Genomic DNA, 15,782 nt, shown 5'->3' with positions numbered 1-15,782 from the left:
AGTCGGCGACGATGCCGAGCCTGGCTACGGAACGCAGGCGAGGTTAGCCACAGCGGTGCGCAGACATGGCGGCGGTGGCCCACCGGGTGCCGACGGCCCCTGCGCCAGGTGCGGGGTGCGGGGCGGAGCCTGCCGCGCATGTGGGTGCAGAGAAAGGCAGGGCCGCTCCGGATCAGGCGTTGGGCAGGCCTGTGCTCTGTGCGGCGGGCACGCGCGCGCTGGAGTCGCGCACGATCAAGCTGGTACCGAGCAGTTGGTGCGGGTGCTGGTCCTCACCGCGGATGGCGGAGATGAGGAAGTCCGCGGCGGTCCGTCCTTTGGCGGCGATGGCCTGCCGGACACTGGTCAGACGCGGCCGGAGCCACGCCGATTCCGGCAGGTCGTCGAAACCGGTGACCGAGACGTCTTCGGGTACGCGCAGGCCGAGGTCGTGCAGGGCGTCGACCGCCCCGAAGGCCAGGATGTCGGACAGAGCGATGATGGCGGTGGGCGCCGCCTCAGCAGTAGCCATCAGGGCTTTCGCCGCTCGGTAGCCATCCATCCGGGTGGCGGGAACCTCGACGAGGTTGATGTCCTTCAGGTCCATGCCCACCTGGGAAAGCGCGTCGGCGACTCCGGCCATCCGGCGGGCCAGCGGGCCCCGATAGCCGCGCTCCGCCCGCTCCGGGCCGGGGTCGATCGAGAGCAGCGCCATCCGGCGGTGGCCGAGTTCCAGGATGTGCCGGGTGACTTCGCGCGCCCCGCTCTCGTCGTCGACGTCGACGCTCGGCACATCGGCCCAGGGGCTACTGTCCACCAAGACGAACGGGATGCCGCGCCGTTGGAGTTCGGCGACCTCACCGCGGTCGTGCTCCAGTCCGCACACCACGAATCCGTCGACCGCCGCGTACGGAATCGCCTTCAGCATGGAATCGCGCAGCGGCGGGGTGAGCAGCAGCGTGAAACCCTGTTCATCGCAGACTTGACCTACTCCGGTGAGGAACCGGGCGTAGTACGGGTTCTCCATGATCTTGGCGAGGTTCTGGGGCAACAGGACACCCAGCGACTGCGTCTGCCCTGCCTGCAGCATCCGCGCCAGGGTGTTCGGAGAGTATCCGAGCTCCTTGGCGGCGGCGAAAATCCGGTCGCGGGTGGCCACCGAGAGCCGTTCGGGACTGTTGAAGGCGAAAGAGACCGCCGAACGGGACACTCCCACCATCTTCGCCACATCCGTGGAGGTGGGACGCGACCGCCCGCCGGCCGAGGCAGCTCCTGACGCGCTCGCCGACATCATGTTCCCCGCATCCGTAGGCACCTTCGCTGCTACCAAAACGATAACGCACGTTACTAACACCCATACGTCATAGGCGCAGAAACCTGCTTCCGCCCGCCCGAGGGACCTGAGGGACCTGGTGGCCCGGCCGGACATGGCGCTGAGCGGCACAAGTTTCGGCCGGTACCTTGACCCCCTCGTCGTTTACCCATTATTAACATGTGTTAGCAACGTACCAATGGCTCTGTGGCCTCCACCGGCTGCCGCGCAAGCCCTCCAGGGACCTGCCGGTTGCGGTCGGCGCGACACCACCCGGACAAGTGCCTGACTCCTCCTGCTCACCCGCTGTCCCGCCCGCGTGCTCCCCGCCGCCGGAGCCCTACTGGAGGTTCCATCACATGCATCGCGTCTCCCACCCCGCAAGACCCCGAAGAGCCGCCACCCTCCTTGCCGCCGCAGCACTCGGCCTCACCCTCGCTCCCCTCCTCCAACACACAGCCAGTGCAGCCGTGCCCGGTGCCGTCTCGGTGCCCGGCACGTTCAACAGCGAGATCGGCTGTGCCGGCGACTGGGCCACGGACTGCGCGCAGGACCAGCTCACCCAGCGCGCCGACGGCATGTGGTCCGTCACCCTCAGCCTTCCCGCCGGCAGTTACACCTACAAGGTCGCCATCAACAAGAGCTGGACCGAGAACTACGGCCAGAACGGCGCGGCCGGAGGGGCGGACATCCCGCTTGTTGTACCCACCGGTGGCAAGGCCGTGACCTTCCTCTACGACCCCGTCACTCATGAAATCGCCGACAACGCGACCAGCAGGACGGTCACCGCCGCCGGCACCTTCCAGTCCGAGATCGGCTGCGCCACTGACTGGGCTGCCGACTGTCTTGTCCCCAGGCTCCAGGACTCCGACGGCGACGGCATCTACACCTGGACCGCCAGCACGATCCCCGCCGGAACCTGGGAGGTCAAAGCCGCCATCAATCAGGGCTGGACCGAGAACTACGGCCAGAACGGCGCGGCAGGCGGAGCCAACATTCCCTTCACCGTACCGGCGGGCGCCGCCACCACCTTCAGCTTCAACTCCGCCAACCACCAGCTGACCGTCCAAAGCGGCACCGGCTCCACCCCGAGCCCCAGCCCGACCCCCACCACCCCGCCCGCTGGAACCGGAAGCACCCTCGGCGCGACCTACACCCCCACCGGCACCACCTTTAGGATCTGGTCACCGGACAACTCCACCGTCACGGTGAATGTGGCCGGCAAGAGCTACCAGCTCAGCCCCGCCACCCTCACCGGCTACAGCAGCGTCTACCAGACCGTCGTCGCCGGTGACCTCAAGAACCAGCCCTACCAGTTCTCCGTCGGCGGCAACGCCGTCCGCGACCCGTACGCCCAGATGGTCAACCCCGGCACCACCCAGGGCATCGTCATCGACTCCGGCGCGGTGGCGCCCACCGGTGGCAGCTGGGCCACCCGGCCTGCCCGCACCAACCGCGAGGACTCCGTTGTCTACGAGCTGAACGTCCGCGACTTCACCATCGACGCCAGCTCCGGCGTCGCGCCGGCCAAGCGCGGCAAGTTCCTCGGCCTCGTCCAGGGCGGCACGACCATCAACGGCGTGAAGACCGGCATCGACCACCTCAAGGAATTGGGTGTCACCGACGTCCAGATCCTCCCCTCCTTCGACTTCAACAGCACCGTGCCCAACTGGGGCTACGACCCGCTGAACTACAACGTGCCCGAGGAACAGTTCTCCCAGTACACCGCGGCCGAGGACCGAATCCGCGAGTACAAGGACATGGTCAACGAGTTCCACAAGGCCGGCATCCGCGTGATCATGGATGTCGTCTACAACCACACGGCCAGCAAGGACGTGTTCGGCGCGATCACCGGCAAGTACTACAACGCCACCGACCTTTCCGGCACCGGCAACTCCATCGACGACGGCAACCCGATGGTCAGCCGGATGATCCGCGACTCCCTGGAGCACTGGGTCCGCGACTACAACGTCGACGGCTTCCGCTTCGACCTCCTCGGCGTGAACTACGCCACCAACGTCGCCGACTGGGGAAGCTACCTCAACACCACCTACCCGGACCGCCAACTCCAGATCTACGGCGAGCCCTGGAGCGGAGGCGTCACCGACTCCGCCGAGGCGCAGAAGGTCCGCTACGCGAGCGTCCCCACCTTGGCCAACGCCCACGTTGGCGTCTTCAACGGCGCCTACCGCGACGCCATCAAGGGCGGCACCCAGGACACCGTCATGAACTACATGAACGGCGCCGGCAGCGCCTCCTCGATCGCCCTCGGCATGCGCGGCTCACCACTCACCATCAAGGCCACGAGCCAGCTCACCGACACCTGGAACCCGGCGTTCGCCTACGACCCTGAGCAGAGCGTCAACTATGTCTCCGTCCACGACGACCTCAACCTCTGGGACAAGATCACGTACTCCGGGGCCACCGGCGGAGCCGCCGGCCGGGCGGGACAGATCGACCGCTTCGCCACCGGCATGATCCTCACCTCCCAAGGCATCGCGTTCCTCTCCGAGGGTGACGAGTTCCTCCGTTCCAAGGTCGTCGGCGGCAACTACGACACTGCCAAAAACTCCTACAACGCCGGGGACAACGTCAACGCGATCCACTGGGGAGACAAGACGGCCAACGCCCCGACCTACAAGTTTCACAAGGACGCCATCGCCCTGCGCAAGTCCACCCCGGCCTTGCGCCTCACCACCTGGGACGCCGTCAAGAACCAGATGTCCACCCAGGTGAACGGCTCCGTCGTGATCTCCGCCATCAGCTCCAGTGCGAGCGCCCCCACCAGCTACGACACCGTCGTGGTTTACAACCCCACCAACAGCGACTACATCACCACCCTGGCCGCCGGCTCCTGGATCAAGGTCCTCGACACCGCCGGAGCCGTCTCCACGACCGGAAACACCGCCGGCCCGCTCGCCGTGACCGTCTTCAAGAAGAACTGACACGCCGCACCAGGACACGTCGGCGCCGCCACATACCTATGTGGCGGCGCGGACCCACTGGGCCAGACCCGTACATCGGGACCACCACCATTGACCTCGAACGAACGGCCAAACTTGATCACTCGCGCGGCAACCGCCGCACACGCAGGCGGCCTTCGGCTGATGGTGTGCTCCGAGCAAGGAACACGCGATCAGCACGAGGCTGTGGAGTTGAATCTGCTGCGCGACGGAGTCCGTGCGGGATGCTTCCGCTGGAATTGCCACGACCAGCAGGCGGAGTTGGCCTCCTGCTTAGCCCCGGCCCCGGGATGCGTTGTTCGCGAATTCGCCGACGCGATGCTGTGCGTCGACGGGCCCGTCAGGTCGCTGATGGACTCCCCGACCGACGCATCGCACAAAGTCATCAAACCTGGCGAATACCGCAAGGTCGACGCTGTCGACCGTGGTGCCGACGGTTGTCGATGCGGGCGGTGGCTTCCTACTCCTCGACTGTCTGGATGGCGCAGCGCCACGGCGCAGACATGCTGGCCTGACTGTTTCAGGCGTCACGCGGTCCGCTCCCCTGCTGTGGCGCGACCCGCCGGGGAGTCGGCCTTGTCGGCACGTGCTGGCGCAGCGCGGCGTTTCGGTGGCCGCGGCGTTGGACGCGGGTTTGGCCGTTCGGAGCCGGTGCGTCGTCCGGGACTAACTGATCATTTCAGAATGAGATCGGTGTGTTGACTTGGCAGTTGGGCCTTGGGTCGGCAGGATCTGCGGGGTGTCTGTTGATCTTGTGCCTGATGACTTGTGGGAGCGGATAGCTCCGTTGCTCCCTGCCCGGCCACCGCGGAGACATCGGTTCCCCGGCCGGAAGCCGGTGGACGATCGCGTCGCCCTGCGGGGCATCGTCTACGTCCTATGCAAAGGCGTCAGCTGGAGCGACGTACCCACGGAGCGGATCGGATGCAGCGGGGTTACCTGCTGGCGGCGCCTGCGGGACTGGACCGAGGCGGGAGTCTGGCCTCGCCTGCACGAAGCACTTCTGGCCGAACTGCGGTCGACCGACCTGCTCGAGATGGACGATGCCGCGATCGGCGGCTCTCACGTCAGGGCCCTCAAAGACATCTCAGGGGGCTATGAAGTCAAGCTGCCTGCTCGGTCGGGAGTGACAGGAGCGGTGCGAAGGCATGCTGTTCGTCTAAATGCTGCCGGGTCTTGAGACAGTGGTGGAGCTGGCCGAGGAAGCGGTTTAGCAAGTGCCGTTGTGCGGCGGCGTGCCAGTCTCCGTGCTCGCGTCGGCGTCGGTAGTGCGAGTTCGCTCCTGGTGAGGCGGTGAGGGCGGCGAAGGCCCAGAGGAAGCCGGCGTTGATGAGGCGATTGTTCTTGACGAAGCGTCGGCCGACGAACCGTTTCTTGCCGGAGGCCCGGGTGATGGGGGCGGATCCGGCGTATGACTTCAGCGCCCGGGCGTCGGCGAATCGTGCCCGGTCGTCGCCCAGCTCTGCGAGCACGCGGGTGCCGAGCATGGGCCCCAGGCCCGGGAAGCTGAGCAGGATCTCGCTGTCGGCGTGCTGGTGAAAGGCGGCTGTGGCCGCCTCCGCGAGGTCGTCCGCGGCCTGGCAGGTGGCGTCCAGCTGCTTGAGCAGGGCCAGGAGCTGGTGGCCGAAGGCGTCCTCGACGCCGGGCAGCTGGTGGGCGTACTCGGCGCGGAAGACGTCCCGAAGCCGCTCGGCTTCCGCGTCGCAGCCGCGGAGGCGGCCACTGCGTTTGAGGGCGGCCCGCAACTGGGCGAGGGTGAGCTTCGCGGCCTTGGCCGGAGTCGGGGCCAGAGTGAGGATGACGCGGGCATCAGCCCTGGTCAGACCGCCTTGCTTGCTCTGGGAGGCCAGCAGAGCGGCAGGGTAGTACTCGCGCAGGAGCGAGCGGACCTGATTCGCGACCTGCTGCCGAGCCCAGACGGCGTCCTGCTGTGCTCGGGCCAGGACCGTGATGGCCTGGGCGAGTTCGGAGTCGGCCGGCAGGGGCCGGTGGGCGTGCATGTCGGTGCGCAGGACGTTCGCCAGGACCAGGGCGTCGCCCGGGTCGGACTTCTTTCGGCTCACGCCGTGGCGGTCGCGGTAGCGCGCGGCGGCGAGCGGGTTAATCGCGAAGACCTGACGGCTTCCGGTGCGCAGGCTCGCGACCAGGAGGCCGTGGCTGGTCTCGATGGCCACCGGTATTGGATCGTCCGGGCTGTCACCGTGCTCGGCCAAGAGGGCCAAGAGCTTGTGGTAGCCGGCCACGTCGTCGGTGATACGGGCTTTGGCGAGCAGAGTGCCGGCTTCGTCGACGAGGGCGACGTCGTGGTGGCGCTCCGCCCAGTCGATGCCGCAGAACACGGTCAAGCTGTCCTCCCAGATCCGTCCGTTTATGCAGTTCACGAGCACATGCGGGTCGCGTGGCGCCCTAATCCAAGGACTCGTTGGTCCGCCATCTCAGTAGCCGTTCGCGACACCAGCGAACTCCAGGGGCTCGATCTTTCGGCAGAGCTCACGGGCTCGCGGATGAACAAGAGGTCGACCCTGGAGAGGGCTCGCGCCGTGACAATTAACGCTCGACCTGGCCCCGCGAGTTTCGCGGTGACCACGGGGGCGCCGGGCTGCGCCGCTCTTGACAGAGGCCTCAAGGGCCCGGGGAAACGGAGGCATCAGCCCGGCGCCCGCGTCATCACCGCGGACCCCGCAGCGGACAGCGATGCCGCTCTTTGAGGAGGCCTTGACGGCCAGGGGGGATCTAGGCATTCGCTGTCCTATGCGAGCAGCTACCCCGGGGCGTTGCATGGGCCCGGGCCGGCTGCTTACACCCTGGATTAGGGGGGCTCACACCGGCCCTTCACCGGTCGACCGGGGGCGGCCGGGCAGCAAGCACCATGTGATCGTCGACCGGCACGGCACACCACTCGCCGTAACACTGACCGGTGGAAACCGGCACGATGTCACCCAGCTGATGCCCCTGCTGGACGCGATACCCCACATCCGGGGCCGGCGCGGCCGGCCCCGGAACCGCCCCAAGCGATTGTTCGCCGACCGCGGCTACGACTACGACAAGTACCGCCGCCTGGTCCGCGCCCGCGGGATCACCCCGAAGATCGCCCGCCGCGGCGCACCACACGGCTCTGGACTGGGTAAAACACGCTGGGTTGTGGAACGAACCTTCGCGTGGCTGCACCAGTTCAAACGACTCCGGATCCGCTACGAGATACGAGCCGATCTCCACCTCGCTCTGCTCCAACTCGCATGCAGCCTCATCTGCTTGAGGCGACTCAGTAGCTGTTGTCGTTCCGATCTTGAGGGGTGTGCGTCGAACGGGAGTCTCGATCGGGTGATCGCAGCTGGTCCCGGGCATGAAGGCAGGGCCTCTTGGTAGCTCGGGGTTGCGAAGCCAACCGAGATCCAGGAGACCCTGTTGCCGCAGTTCTACGTGCTCACGCCGGTGGAGTTCAACTCGGCTGCACCGACGTGTGATTGTGTCGCTCATCGGTTCGGAAACGCGGCCGATCACCCGGAACGTGTTCGGCGGTATCCCTCGGACATGACGGACGTGGAGTGGGACCTGGTCCGGCCGCTGCTGCCGGTGCCCGGCTGGCTGCGCGGCCGGGGCGGACAGCCGGAGGCGTACTGCCACCGGGCAATACTCGATGCGATCCGCTACCTCGTCGACAACGGCATCAAGTGGCGGGCGATGCCCGCCGACTTCCCGCCGTGGGACCGCGTCTACGCGTTCTTCCGCCGTTGGCGCGACCACGCCCTGGTCAAGGAGTTCCACGACCGGCTGCGATCGAGGATCCGCGAGAGGGAGGGGCGGACTGCGGAGCCGACAGCCGGGGTGATCGACTCGCAGTCCGTCAAGGCGGACTCGGTCGTCGGCTTGGACAGCCGTGGCTTCGACGGCGGAAAGCTGGTCAACGGGCGCAAGCGGCACGTCGTGGTCGACACCCTCGGCCTGCTGCTGGGCGTGATGGTCACCGCCGCGGATGTCGGCGATCGCACCGCCGCACAGGTCCTGCTGCGGCAGGTCGCCGATGCCCACCACCGGTTGGAGCTGGTCTGGGCCGACGGCGGCTACACCGGCCCCCTCGTCGAGCACTGCCTCACCGTGCTCGCCCTGGTCTTGTCGATCGTCAAACGCAGCGACGACATGCGTGGCTTCGTGGTCCTGCCCAAACGGTGGATGGTCGAGCGCCTCTTCGCCCACCTGATGCGCACCCGCCGCCTGGCACGCGACTACGAACGCCGCACCACCAGCGCCGAAGCGATGATCTACTGGTCGATGATCCTGCTCATGACCCGTCGCCTCGCCCGGCCACACCCTGCGCGAGCGTGAACCGGCCCGGCTGCCGCTCTGCCAGCCAGCCCCGCGCGACCAGGCGTTTCGCCTTCGACCGCAGCGCCTCCACCCGTGCCGGCACCGCGTCCAGACCGAACAGCACGGCCAACTCCTGGCAGGTCAGCGGACCTTGATGGAGCCGGTCCCGGTCCGCTAGCGCGGTGAGGATGCGCTGATAGTCCACCGACAGCACCGACCCCGCCAGTCCCTCACGCCATACCGGGACCTGCGACCTCGCCCTCGGCGCCTGCCGGGACGTCGAGCCCGCGACCGGGCCGGAGACGGCCTCCTCGACAACGGTGCTCTCGCCGTCCGGAGCCAGGACCGTGCCCACTCGCCTGCGGGCGATCACCCACTCCTGCCAATCCTCTTCGGCCGCGGCCAGCTCGGCCTGGATGCGATCGGCTTCCTCACGCAACCCCTCGACACGACGACGAGCAGCGAGCTCGTGCTGTTCCAGCAGTCCGACCACCGACGGCATCCGTGACCTCCCGGGGAGTGACGACACGACATGCCACCACTCCCACCGAATCGCCGACCCTATGCCTGACCAGCGAAAACATCGCCCTCAGATTCGGAACGACAACAACTTCTCAGAACTTCATTCTGAAATGATCAGTAAGGCTGGTACTGGTGACGGCGTCCAAGGCCAGGTTGTTGTCACGACCTTCACGACCAGCTGGCAGAGTGTCAACATGGAGCAGCAGAAACAGCGCATGTCAGTTCGGCTTGTCGTTGTGGACCCACACCTCAAGACGCAGTTGCGCACAAGTAGAAGAACACTTGCTGACGCTCTTGGCCGAAGCCAGCTGCGGCCCGCGTGATCACACGCTATTCGTGGACGGACTCGCGGCCCTCCGTAACATCCAGACGATGCTGGCCGAGGCTGTAACACGAGGACCGCGAGTGTGGACGCCGAACGGCAAGTGGGAACACGAAGGTCTGCGCATCGCCAGCCTCTTCACAACGGACACCGACTTGCTCTACGCCCTGTCGCGTAAACTGTCGGGAGTCCTTGTGGCGCCGCCGGAGCTTTCCGATCAGTCAGACGTAGTCGCCGCCCTTCACAACATCAATTCTTCGCCACAGGAGAGCGTGGTTGGCCTCGTTGGTGCGCTGGCGCGCGTACTCTCCATGGCGGATCTCACCCCCGACGCCGATACCGCCATCCTATCCGCGGCGCTCAAGGCAGCCGGTGGCGATGACGTACGGCTCACCTACACCCAGGAGGACGCATGGCAGCGTCTCGCCCACCGGGTCACCGTGCTGCTAACGGAGTCCGCTCCACTGCACCGGTTCCTCTAGTGCTGAATTCCTCAACTTATGGGTATACACGGTGTGTTGAGGAGTGCGCTGGGGGTGGATGGTGCCGACATTGCTGCGGGCTCGGCCTGCTTCGGGTCCGGATGAGGCGTTGATGATCGACCGGCTGACGAGGGCTCGGAAGGCACCGGCTGACCTGGTGCTCAGAGCACAGATCATTGTTCTGAGCTGGGACGGTCTGCGGGTGGCAGCGATCGCCGTGGAGCTGGGGTGTCATGCGAAGACGGTGCGGTGGTGGCTGCACCGTTTCAATGAGCTGGGGGTGGAAGGGCTGGAGGACCGGCCGGTCGCGGGCCGGCCGCGCCGGATCACCGAGGCCGAGAGGTCCCGGATCATCGCGCTGGTCAGACAGGAGCCACCGGGACGTCTGACCAGGCACGAGGACGGCGAACTGGCGGCGCAGGACGAGTCAGGGGCACCGCAGTGGACACTCGACGCCCTGGCTGAGGCTGCCCGCCGCGGCGGCATCGAAGTGGACCGGTCCCAAGTCCGCAGAATCCTGGTGGCCGAAGGCGTCCGATGGCGCCGCACCCGTTCCTGGATCCGCTCAAAGGACCGGGATTTCGAGGGAAAAGGACGCGGGTCGTCGGCCTCTACACCTGCCCGCCCGCCGACGCGACGGTCATCTGCGTCGACGAGCTCGGACCGGTAATCCCGCGCACCTTCCCGCCGGCGCCGGGCTGGTCGCCGGACGGACATCGCATCAAAGCAGAACTCGACTACGGCCGCGGCCCGGAGAAAACCTGGGTCTACGGCGGCCTCCGCATCCGCGACGGACAGCAGGTCACCATGACCGCTCCGTCTCGCAATAGTGCCTTCTACCAGCAGTTCCTCCAACGCATCGAGGAAGCCAACCCTGCAGGCGACATCTATGTGGTGACCGACAACCTGTCCTCGCACAACAGCCTCTCGACCCGAACCTGGCTCGAGGACCACCCCCGCATTCACCACGTCTTTATACCCGTCAGCGCTTGCTGGCTCAACCTCCAAGAAGGCTGGTGGCGCATCTTCCGCAAAGTCGCACTCGCCGGCCACAGCTTCGCCGGACCCGACGAAATCACCCACGCCACCGAACTCGCGACAACCCAACTCAACGCCCGCGCCAAACCCTGGATCTGGGGCAGACCCGCCCCACCCACCCGACACCTACGCCGACGCTACGTCTACTGCCTTTGAGGAATTCAGCACTAGCCTCGATCTTTCGTGACGGTCCGTCGGTTTCTCGGCGGGCCGTTTCGGTGTTGTGGGCTGGTCGTGGGTAGGCCGGTGGCCCGGCTGTCGCGTCGGGTGGGCGCCGGGTTCCACGGCTCCGGTGGGGTAGTGAGGCTGTTGGGACGGATAACTCTGCTGGTCAGCCGGGGTTCGGGAGAGCGTCGAGCCGCTGGACCGCGCCTGTGATCACGTCGCTCCAGGGCCAGTGACCGCCGAACCGGAGGTGTCGGCGGCGGGCAGTGGTGACGATCTGGGCGGCAGCGGAGAACAGCCGGAGCCGGGTAGCCGGGGTTCCCAGAGCCGGGGTTTGCCGGTCAGGGCGAGCATCGGCAGCCAGGCCAGCAGGTCGAGCGCGAGCTGGACGATCTCCAGCCAGATCTGGTTCTGCGCGGTGTCATGCAGGGGAAGGTTGCGCAGGCCGGTGGCGCGGGCGGCCCGGATGCGGTCCTCGGCACGTGCTCGCTGGCGGTGTCGCAGTTCGAGTGTGGCGATCGGGACGCCGGTGGTGTTGGCGGCGAACGCGGTGAGCCGTAGTCCGTCGGCGTCGGTGATGCGCAACTGGGCGCCAGGGTGGGGCCGTTCCTTGCGGACGATCAGCCGCATCCCCTGGGGCCAGCCCGCCAGTACGTCGTAATGAGTTCAGCCACCCAGGCACCGTCGCGGATCTCGCCGTCCGGTTCGACGGCGGGTGTCCAGGCCGAGGCGGGGACCTTCAGCACGGCCTGGTGGATGGCGCCGGTGATGGTCATCCCGACCGAGTAGGACAGCCACCGGCCCTGTTTTGTGAGCCAGGCGACGAACTCGTGGGTGCCGCCGGCGGAGTCGGTTCGGACCAGCGTCTGACGTCCCCGCCGGTACTTCTTTGGCAGCTGGGCCAGAGCGAGTTGGGTGGCCTCGATGTGGTCGGCGGCGGTGTTGCTGCCCGCGTTGCCGGGCCGCAGCATGGCAGCCACCGGCTCCCCGGTGCCATCGCGTCCGTGGTCGACGAAGCCCATCAGCGGGTGGTGTCCGTAGGTCTTCTTCCAGGTCGCGGCAGCGTCTTGCTTGTCTGGAGTGAGCCAGCACCAGCACTCCGTCCAGGTCCACGATCACCTGTCCGGTGGTGTCCGGCGACGAGGTCCCGGCCAGCTTCCAGACGTGTTCGCGGACCGTGGCCCGTGCTGACCGGATCGCTGTCAGAGCCTTCGGGCCTAAGAAGCGGCGAGGCTGTCGATGAGGCGGGAGACAGTCGGGTCGGAGGCCACCGGGCCGAACACGGCCTACTCGGCCCGCAGCATCCCGACATCAGCCAGGCAGTCCCCGCCAAGCGCGACCGCGAGGGGCCACGTCCAGCAGGATCTTGCCTGGATCGTGCACCGCCCGAAGCTTTCGCCATGGTGCGAGCGCCGTCGATATCGACGTGTCCAGCCCGATCTTGCGGATGGTCTCGACCAGCAGAACGCCACCGGCCTGGGAGACCACTGCCCGGCCACCGCCCTCGACGCGGACACGCGGGTAGGACCCGATACGCTTCTTCACCTGAGGAGTGCTTCTTTCCACGCGACGACCTGGACCCTAGACAAGTCCCATCGTTCCTGGTCAGGAGCACTCTTCGCGTTTCCGATCACACCTCGGACACCCACCCACATGAAAGCCCGAGGCTAGTCCCCACAGCATCATGGCCAGGATCGTGAGCGTCATCGCCACGAGCAGCCACGCCATGGCCCGGGCGGCGCGCAGCCCATAGCCGGACACTGCCCAGTAGGTCAGAAGGAGACGGCGTTCGGCTCGCGGGGTCTGGGGGTCGTGGCGGCGCATCTGTCGGGTAGGCCCCGTCCCTCTCGGGACGAGGCCCCCCTCAGAACCGTGCGTGCCACTCGTCGCGGCACACGGCTCAAGCAGACCCCTCGGGCAGCACATGATTCTGCGTTTGACCGTAGTCATGGGAGGCGTGATGCCTCCGGTGACAGTCGGAGTGGACCAAGGCTTGGTTGGACGCTTGATCTGACCCGCCGCGTGAGCGGTAGATCAGATGATGCTTGTGAACCGTCCGGTAGCTGGCGTGGAACCAGTTGGCCCAGTCGCGGACTGAGTCCGGTTCGTACGTCGCTCCGTCGATCAGGTCAAGTCCGCACAGCGGACAGAGCCCCTTCTGCCTGGCTGCGGGGCCTTAACCCAAGGCCGGGTAGTTAGCGTTTTCGCAGGTCACGCAAGGGAAGTTGGTGACCATGTCGTGGCGGCGTAGAGGCCGGGGCCGAGCTTGTGGATGAGGCCGCTGGTGGCCCAGCGGTTCAGTTGTCTGTACATGGTCTCCAGGGTGACGTCGCCGAAGTGAGCCGCAATGTCGCGGGGTTGCCACAGCCGAGTGGGGTCTTCCTGGAGCAGGGTCAGAATTCGGTGTCGGCGGCGCTTGTCGGGGGCGGTGTGCCGATCGTCCCGGGAGGCGGTGGGCAGCGCGGGCTGCTGATCGGTGGGTTCGAGGATGGTGACGTCGAGGTGGGTGACGGTGCGGCTCGCGCCGGGTCTGCCGTCGTCGCGTCGCTCGCTGTACCGGGACATCGGCGATTTGACCTTGCGGGTGCTGACCCGTTGCCGCCTCGGCGGGAGGACGGCGCCCAGAATCCGACGGCCGATGAGCCCGACCGCCCCGACATGTGCGGGGATGACATCGGCGGCCTGGACGACCTGGTCACGGGCGGTCTGGACGGCGACAGTGAAGCAGCAGCGGTCCGGGTCGGTCCCGGTCCGGGACTCTGCGGCGTCGACCATGACGGTCCGCAGCACTTGGTAGAGCGTGAGCAGGGCCCACATCTCCTGCTCAACGCCGGCCGGGTCACCTGAGCGCAGAAGACGACCTTTCATGAGGGTGTGGCGGAGCGCGTAGTACGCCGATTCGTGTTCCCACCGCTGGTGGTAGAGGGCCGCAAGTGCGGCGGCGGGGTAGCGACGGGCGTCGGTCAGGGTCGTCACCAGCCGGTAGGAGCCGGTGAAGATTGTGCCGTCCGCGCAGGTCACCGAGATCTGCGCGTCGACGATCCGCACGCTCACGGTGCCGATCACCGACAGGTACGAGCCGTCCGCGAGACGGGCCAGAACCGGGGTGCGTCGGTTGCTGCGGAGTCGGCCCAGCACCTGGGCGCGGGTTGCGACGGCCTGGGAGAGGAAGTCGTTCCCGTCGAAACCCTTGTCCCACAGCACCAGCATGTCAGGTGTCAGCAGGTGCAACAGACGTGATGCGTATCGGGTTTCCCCCTCGGCGGTCGGTCCGAACACTGCGCCGATCAGGGCCCGTGTCCCGGTCTCGACCAGCGTCATCAACTCCAGCGTCGGATAGCCGTGATGCGAGGTTCTCCCCAGCCAGGCCCGGTTCCGGTCGGAGTCCGCGACCCTCTGTGAGCTGCAGCCGTCGAAGGACACGGTCCGAAACGGCCCGAACCGCACGCCCGGCGTCGTTGGCCGGGCCAGCGGCCCGGCCAGCACCTCGAACAACGCCCGGACCGGCGCACTGCCCAGTCTCCGGCGCAGGTCACGTAACGCCTTCGCGGTCGGACAGGCCACCGGCATCCCGGTCAGGCCGGCTGTCAGTTTGTCCCAGACGAGCCGATAACCGACCTCGGGGAACAAGCACATTGCGAGCAGGAAGTAGATCCCGACGCGCGAGGGCAGATCACGCAGCCGCCGTTGCACCGTCCTCGTCTCGGACAAGACCGCGTCAACCAGCTCGAACGGCACGATCGCCGTCAGTTCTCCCAGATGACCGGGTGCGAACCGGCCCGCGGCCACCGTGACCGTTCGGGTGATGGTCTCTATCGACGGCGGCAGGACACCATGACCAGGCAACGGAGCTCCTTCGGCAACAAGCTGTCTTGGACGACTGCCTGTACCAACGAGCTCCGTTGCACTACGTCGAGAAACCTTCCAGGCACTTGCGTGACCTGCGAAAACGCTAACTACCCGGCCTTGGGGAAAGCCCCAGCTTCTCACCTCGTCCGAATACCGTCCGCCGTGCGCTTGCTTGCCCGTGCGGTACATGCCAGAGCGGGCTCAAGCGCGCTGCTCGCCCGGCGGCTCTGCGTCGCTCAGCAGGTCGTCGAACAGGACGCGGTAATGGACCATCGCGCCCCGCAGTTCCTCGGTGGTCGCCTGCCGCCCGGTCAGCGCCTTGATTGCATGGGCAGCGCGGTAGTGCTCCAGCGTGCGCCCGTGTTCAACCGACAGATCCTCCAGCTGCTGCTCGTATCCCTCAGTCGGGTAGCCACGCTCCCTCATGAGCCTGGCAACCAGCTGGTCCGCTTCGCCCACGGCTTCCTCCGGTGTGTCCAGGAAGCGCGTCTGCACACTGGTCCAGCCCTGGGCGTATTGCTGTCGGGTCGTCGACGGGAGCGGCTTGATGTCAAGGTCGTCATGCCGCTGCTCCCTCGCGCGCAAGTCACGCTCGGCGGCCATTCGGCTGCCTTCGGCTTCAACAACGCGGTCGTATTCCGCGCCGAAGCGCTCCCGCAGTTGCCGGCGTCGGATCATCATCCACACACCGATCGCCAAGGCGATCAGCACGACCGCGACGATGATCGCAATGAGGATTCCTGTGGACATCGAGGGCCTCCCTGTGACGCCGACGTTCCGTCTGAAACGGCGGTGCCGTCCGTCTCCTGGTCAACGCACAGGTTTCACCTGTGCCCGGGGGCGCA

General features: G+C 66.9%; 11 protein-coding genes and 3 pseudogenes. 7 read left to right on the top strand and 7 right to left on the bottom strand.

Annotated features, from left to right (window positions below):
* Positions 1–172 precede the first annotated feature (172 nt).
* The gene (locus C8250_RS42310) at positions 173–1,198 is read right to left on the bottom strand and encodes a LacI family DNA-binding transcriptional regulator (protein WP_232486178.1); all 1,026 of its coding nucleotides are present in this window, start codon (positions 1,196–1,198) and stop codon (positions 173–175) included.
* Positions 1,199–1,761: 563 nt separating this feature from the next.
* Here C8250_RS42310 and C8250_RS42305 point away from each other — a divergent pair.
* Together C8250_RS42305 and C8250_RS42300 are read left to right on the top strand one after the other, a co-directional pair.
* The gene (locus C8250_RS42305; protein WP_187145214.1) at positions 1,762–4,236 is read left to right on the top strand and encodes an alpha-amylase family glycosyl hydrolase; all 2,475 of its coding nucleotides are present in this window, start codon (positions 1,762–1,764) and stop codon (positions 4,234–4,236) included.
* Between the two features lie 757 nt (positions 4,237–4,993).
* Positions 4,994–5,335, top strand: a pseudogene (locus C8250_RS42300) (transposase); the annotation flags it as partial.
* A gap of 22 nt (positions 5,336–5,357) precedes the next feature.
* On the opposite strand, the gene C8250_RS42295 reads toward C8250_RS42300, so the two are convergent.
* Positions 5,358–6,614 carry an IS110 family transposase gene (locus C8250_RS42295; protein WP_138359055.1) on the bottom strand — a complete coding sequence of 419 codons (1,257 nt, stop codon included), beginning with the start codon at positions 6,612–6,614 and terminating at the stop codon, positions 5,358–5,360.
* A 463-nt stretch (positions 6,615–7,077) separates the two neighbouring features.
* Here C8250_RS42295 and C8250_RS42290 point away from each other — a divergent pair.
* Positions 7,078–7,506, top strand: a pseudogene (locus tag C8250_RS42290) (IS5 family transposase); the annotation flags it as partial.
* A 279-nt stretch (positions 7,507–7,785) separates the two neighbouring features.
* Positions 7,786–8,577, top strand: a complete 792-nt coding sequence (locus C8250_RS42285) for an IS5 family transposase (RefSeq protein WP_138359041.1) — start codon at positions 7,786–7,788, stop codon at positions 8,575–8,577.
* Here the strand turns inward: C8250_RS42285 and C8250_RS42280 are convergent.
* A complete protein-coding gene (locus C8250_RS42280) occupies positions 8,534–9,061 on the bottom strand; it encodes a hypothetical protein (RefSeq protein WP_138359039.1) in 528 nt (175 codons plus the stop codon). The two genes, C8250_RS42285 and C8250_RS42280, sit on opposite strands and share 44 nt — an antisense overlap.
* A gap of 302 nt (positions 9,062–9,363) precedes the next feature.
* Between C8250_RS42280 and C8250_RS42275 the strand changes: the two genes are divergently transcribed.
* Genes C8250_RS42275 through C8250_RS42265 form a run of 3 tightly spaced genes read left to right on the top strand, consistent with a single transcriptional unit; the run spans position 9,364 to position 11,079 of the window.
* On the top strand, positions 9,364–9,885 hold the full coding sequence (locus tag C8250_RS42275) for a hypothetical protein (RefSeq protein WP_232486180.1): 522 nt from the start codon (positions 9,364–9,366) through the stop codon (positions 9,883–9,885).
* A 58-nt stretch (positions 9,886–9,943) separates the two neighbouring features.
* Positions 9,944–10,555 carry a helix-turn-helix domain-containing protein gene (locus tag C8250_RS42270; RefSeq protein ID WP_187145213.1) on the top strand — a complete coding sequence of 204 codons (612 nt, stop codon included), beginning with the start codon at positions 9,944–9,946 and terminating at the stop codon, positions 10,553–10,555.
* The gene (locus C8250_RS42265; RefSeq protein ID WP_203218479.1) at positions 10,441–11,079 is read left to right on the top strand and encodes an IS630 family transposase; all 639 of its coding nucleotides are present in this window, start codon (positions 10,441–10,443) and stop codon (positions 11,077–11,079) included. The genes C8250_RS42270 and C8250_RS42265 overlap by 115 nt, the downstream gene beginning before the upstream one ends.
* 175 nt (positions 11,080–11,254) lie before the next feature.
* Here C8250_RS42265 and C8250_RS42260 read toward each other — a convergent pair.
* The 4 genes and pseudogenes from C8250_RS42260 to C8250_RS42245 all read right to left on the bottom strand — a co-directional run bounded on the left by C8250_RS42260 (position 11,255) and on the right by C8250_RS42245 (position 15,687).
* Positions 11,255–12,633: pseudogene (locus tag C8250_RS42260) on the bottom strand (IS1380 family transposase).
* A gap of 355 nt (positions 12,634–12,988) precedes the next feature.
* Complete coding sequence (locus C8250_RS44625) at positions 12,989–13,213, bottom strand: HNH endonuclease (protein ID WP_269289966.1); 225 nt, start codon at positions 13,211–13,213, stop codon at positions 12,989–12,991.
* 86 nt (positions 13,214–13,299) lie between these two features.
* Complete coding sequence (locus C8250_RS42250; protein ID WP_138359175.1) at positions 13,300–15,126, bottom strand: IS4 family transposase; 1,827 nt, start codon at positions 15,124–15,126, stop codon at positions 13,300–13,302.
* 12 nt (positions 15,127–15,138) lie between these two features.
* The gene (locus tag C8250_RS42245; RefSeq protein ID WP_138359173.1) at positions 15,139–15,687 is read right to left on the bottom strand and encodes a hypothetical protein; all 549 of its coding nucleotides are present in this window, start codon (positions 15,685–15,687) and stop codon (positions 15,139–15,141) included.
* Positions 15,688–15,782: the final 95 nt, after the last annotated feature.

The organism is Streptomyces sp. So13.3 (assembly GCF_005860785.2).
GTDB classification, from domain to species: Bacteria; Actinomycetota; Actinomycetes; order Streptomycetales; family Streptomycetaceae; genus Actinacidiphila; species Actinacidiphila fildesensis.
The sequence above is the reverse complement of the archived record's forward strand: the minus strand, read 5'-3'. Positions and strand labels throughout refer to the sequence as shown.

Coding starts and splice junctions, on each gene's coding strand:
- C8250_RS42310 (WP_232486178.1), bottom strand. CDS start 1,198: ATGGTGGGAGTGTCCCGTTCGGCGGTCTCTTTCGCCTTCAACAGTCCC.
- C8250_RS42285 (WP_138359041.1), top strand. CDS start 7,786: ATGACGGACGTGGAGTGGGACCTGGTCCGGCCGCTGCTGCCGGTGCCC.
- C8250_RS42280 (WP_138359039.1), bottom strand. CDS start 9,061: ATGCCGTCGGTGGTCGGACTGCTGGAACAGCACGAGCTCGCTGCTCGT.
- C8250_RS42270 (WP_187145213.1), top strand. CDS start 9,944: ATGGTGCCGACATTGCTGCGGGCTCGGCCTGCTTCGGGTCCGGATGAG.
- C8250_RS42250 (WP_138359175.1), bottom strand. CDS start 15,126: ATGTACCGCACGGGCAAGCAAGCGCACGGCGGACGGTATTCGGACGAG.
- C8250_RS42245 (WP_138359173.1), bottom strand. CDS start 15,687: ATGTCCACAGGAATCCTCATTGCGATCATCGTCGCGGTCGTGCTGATC.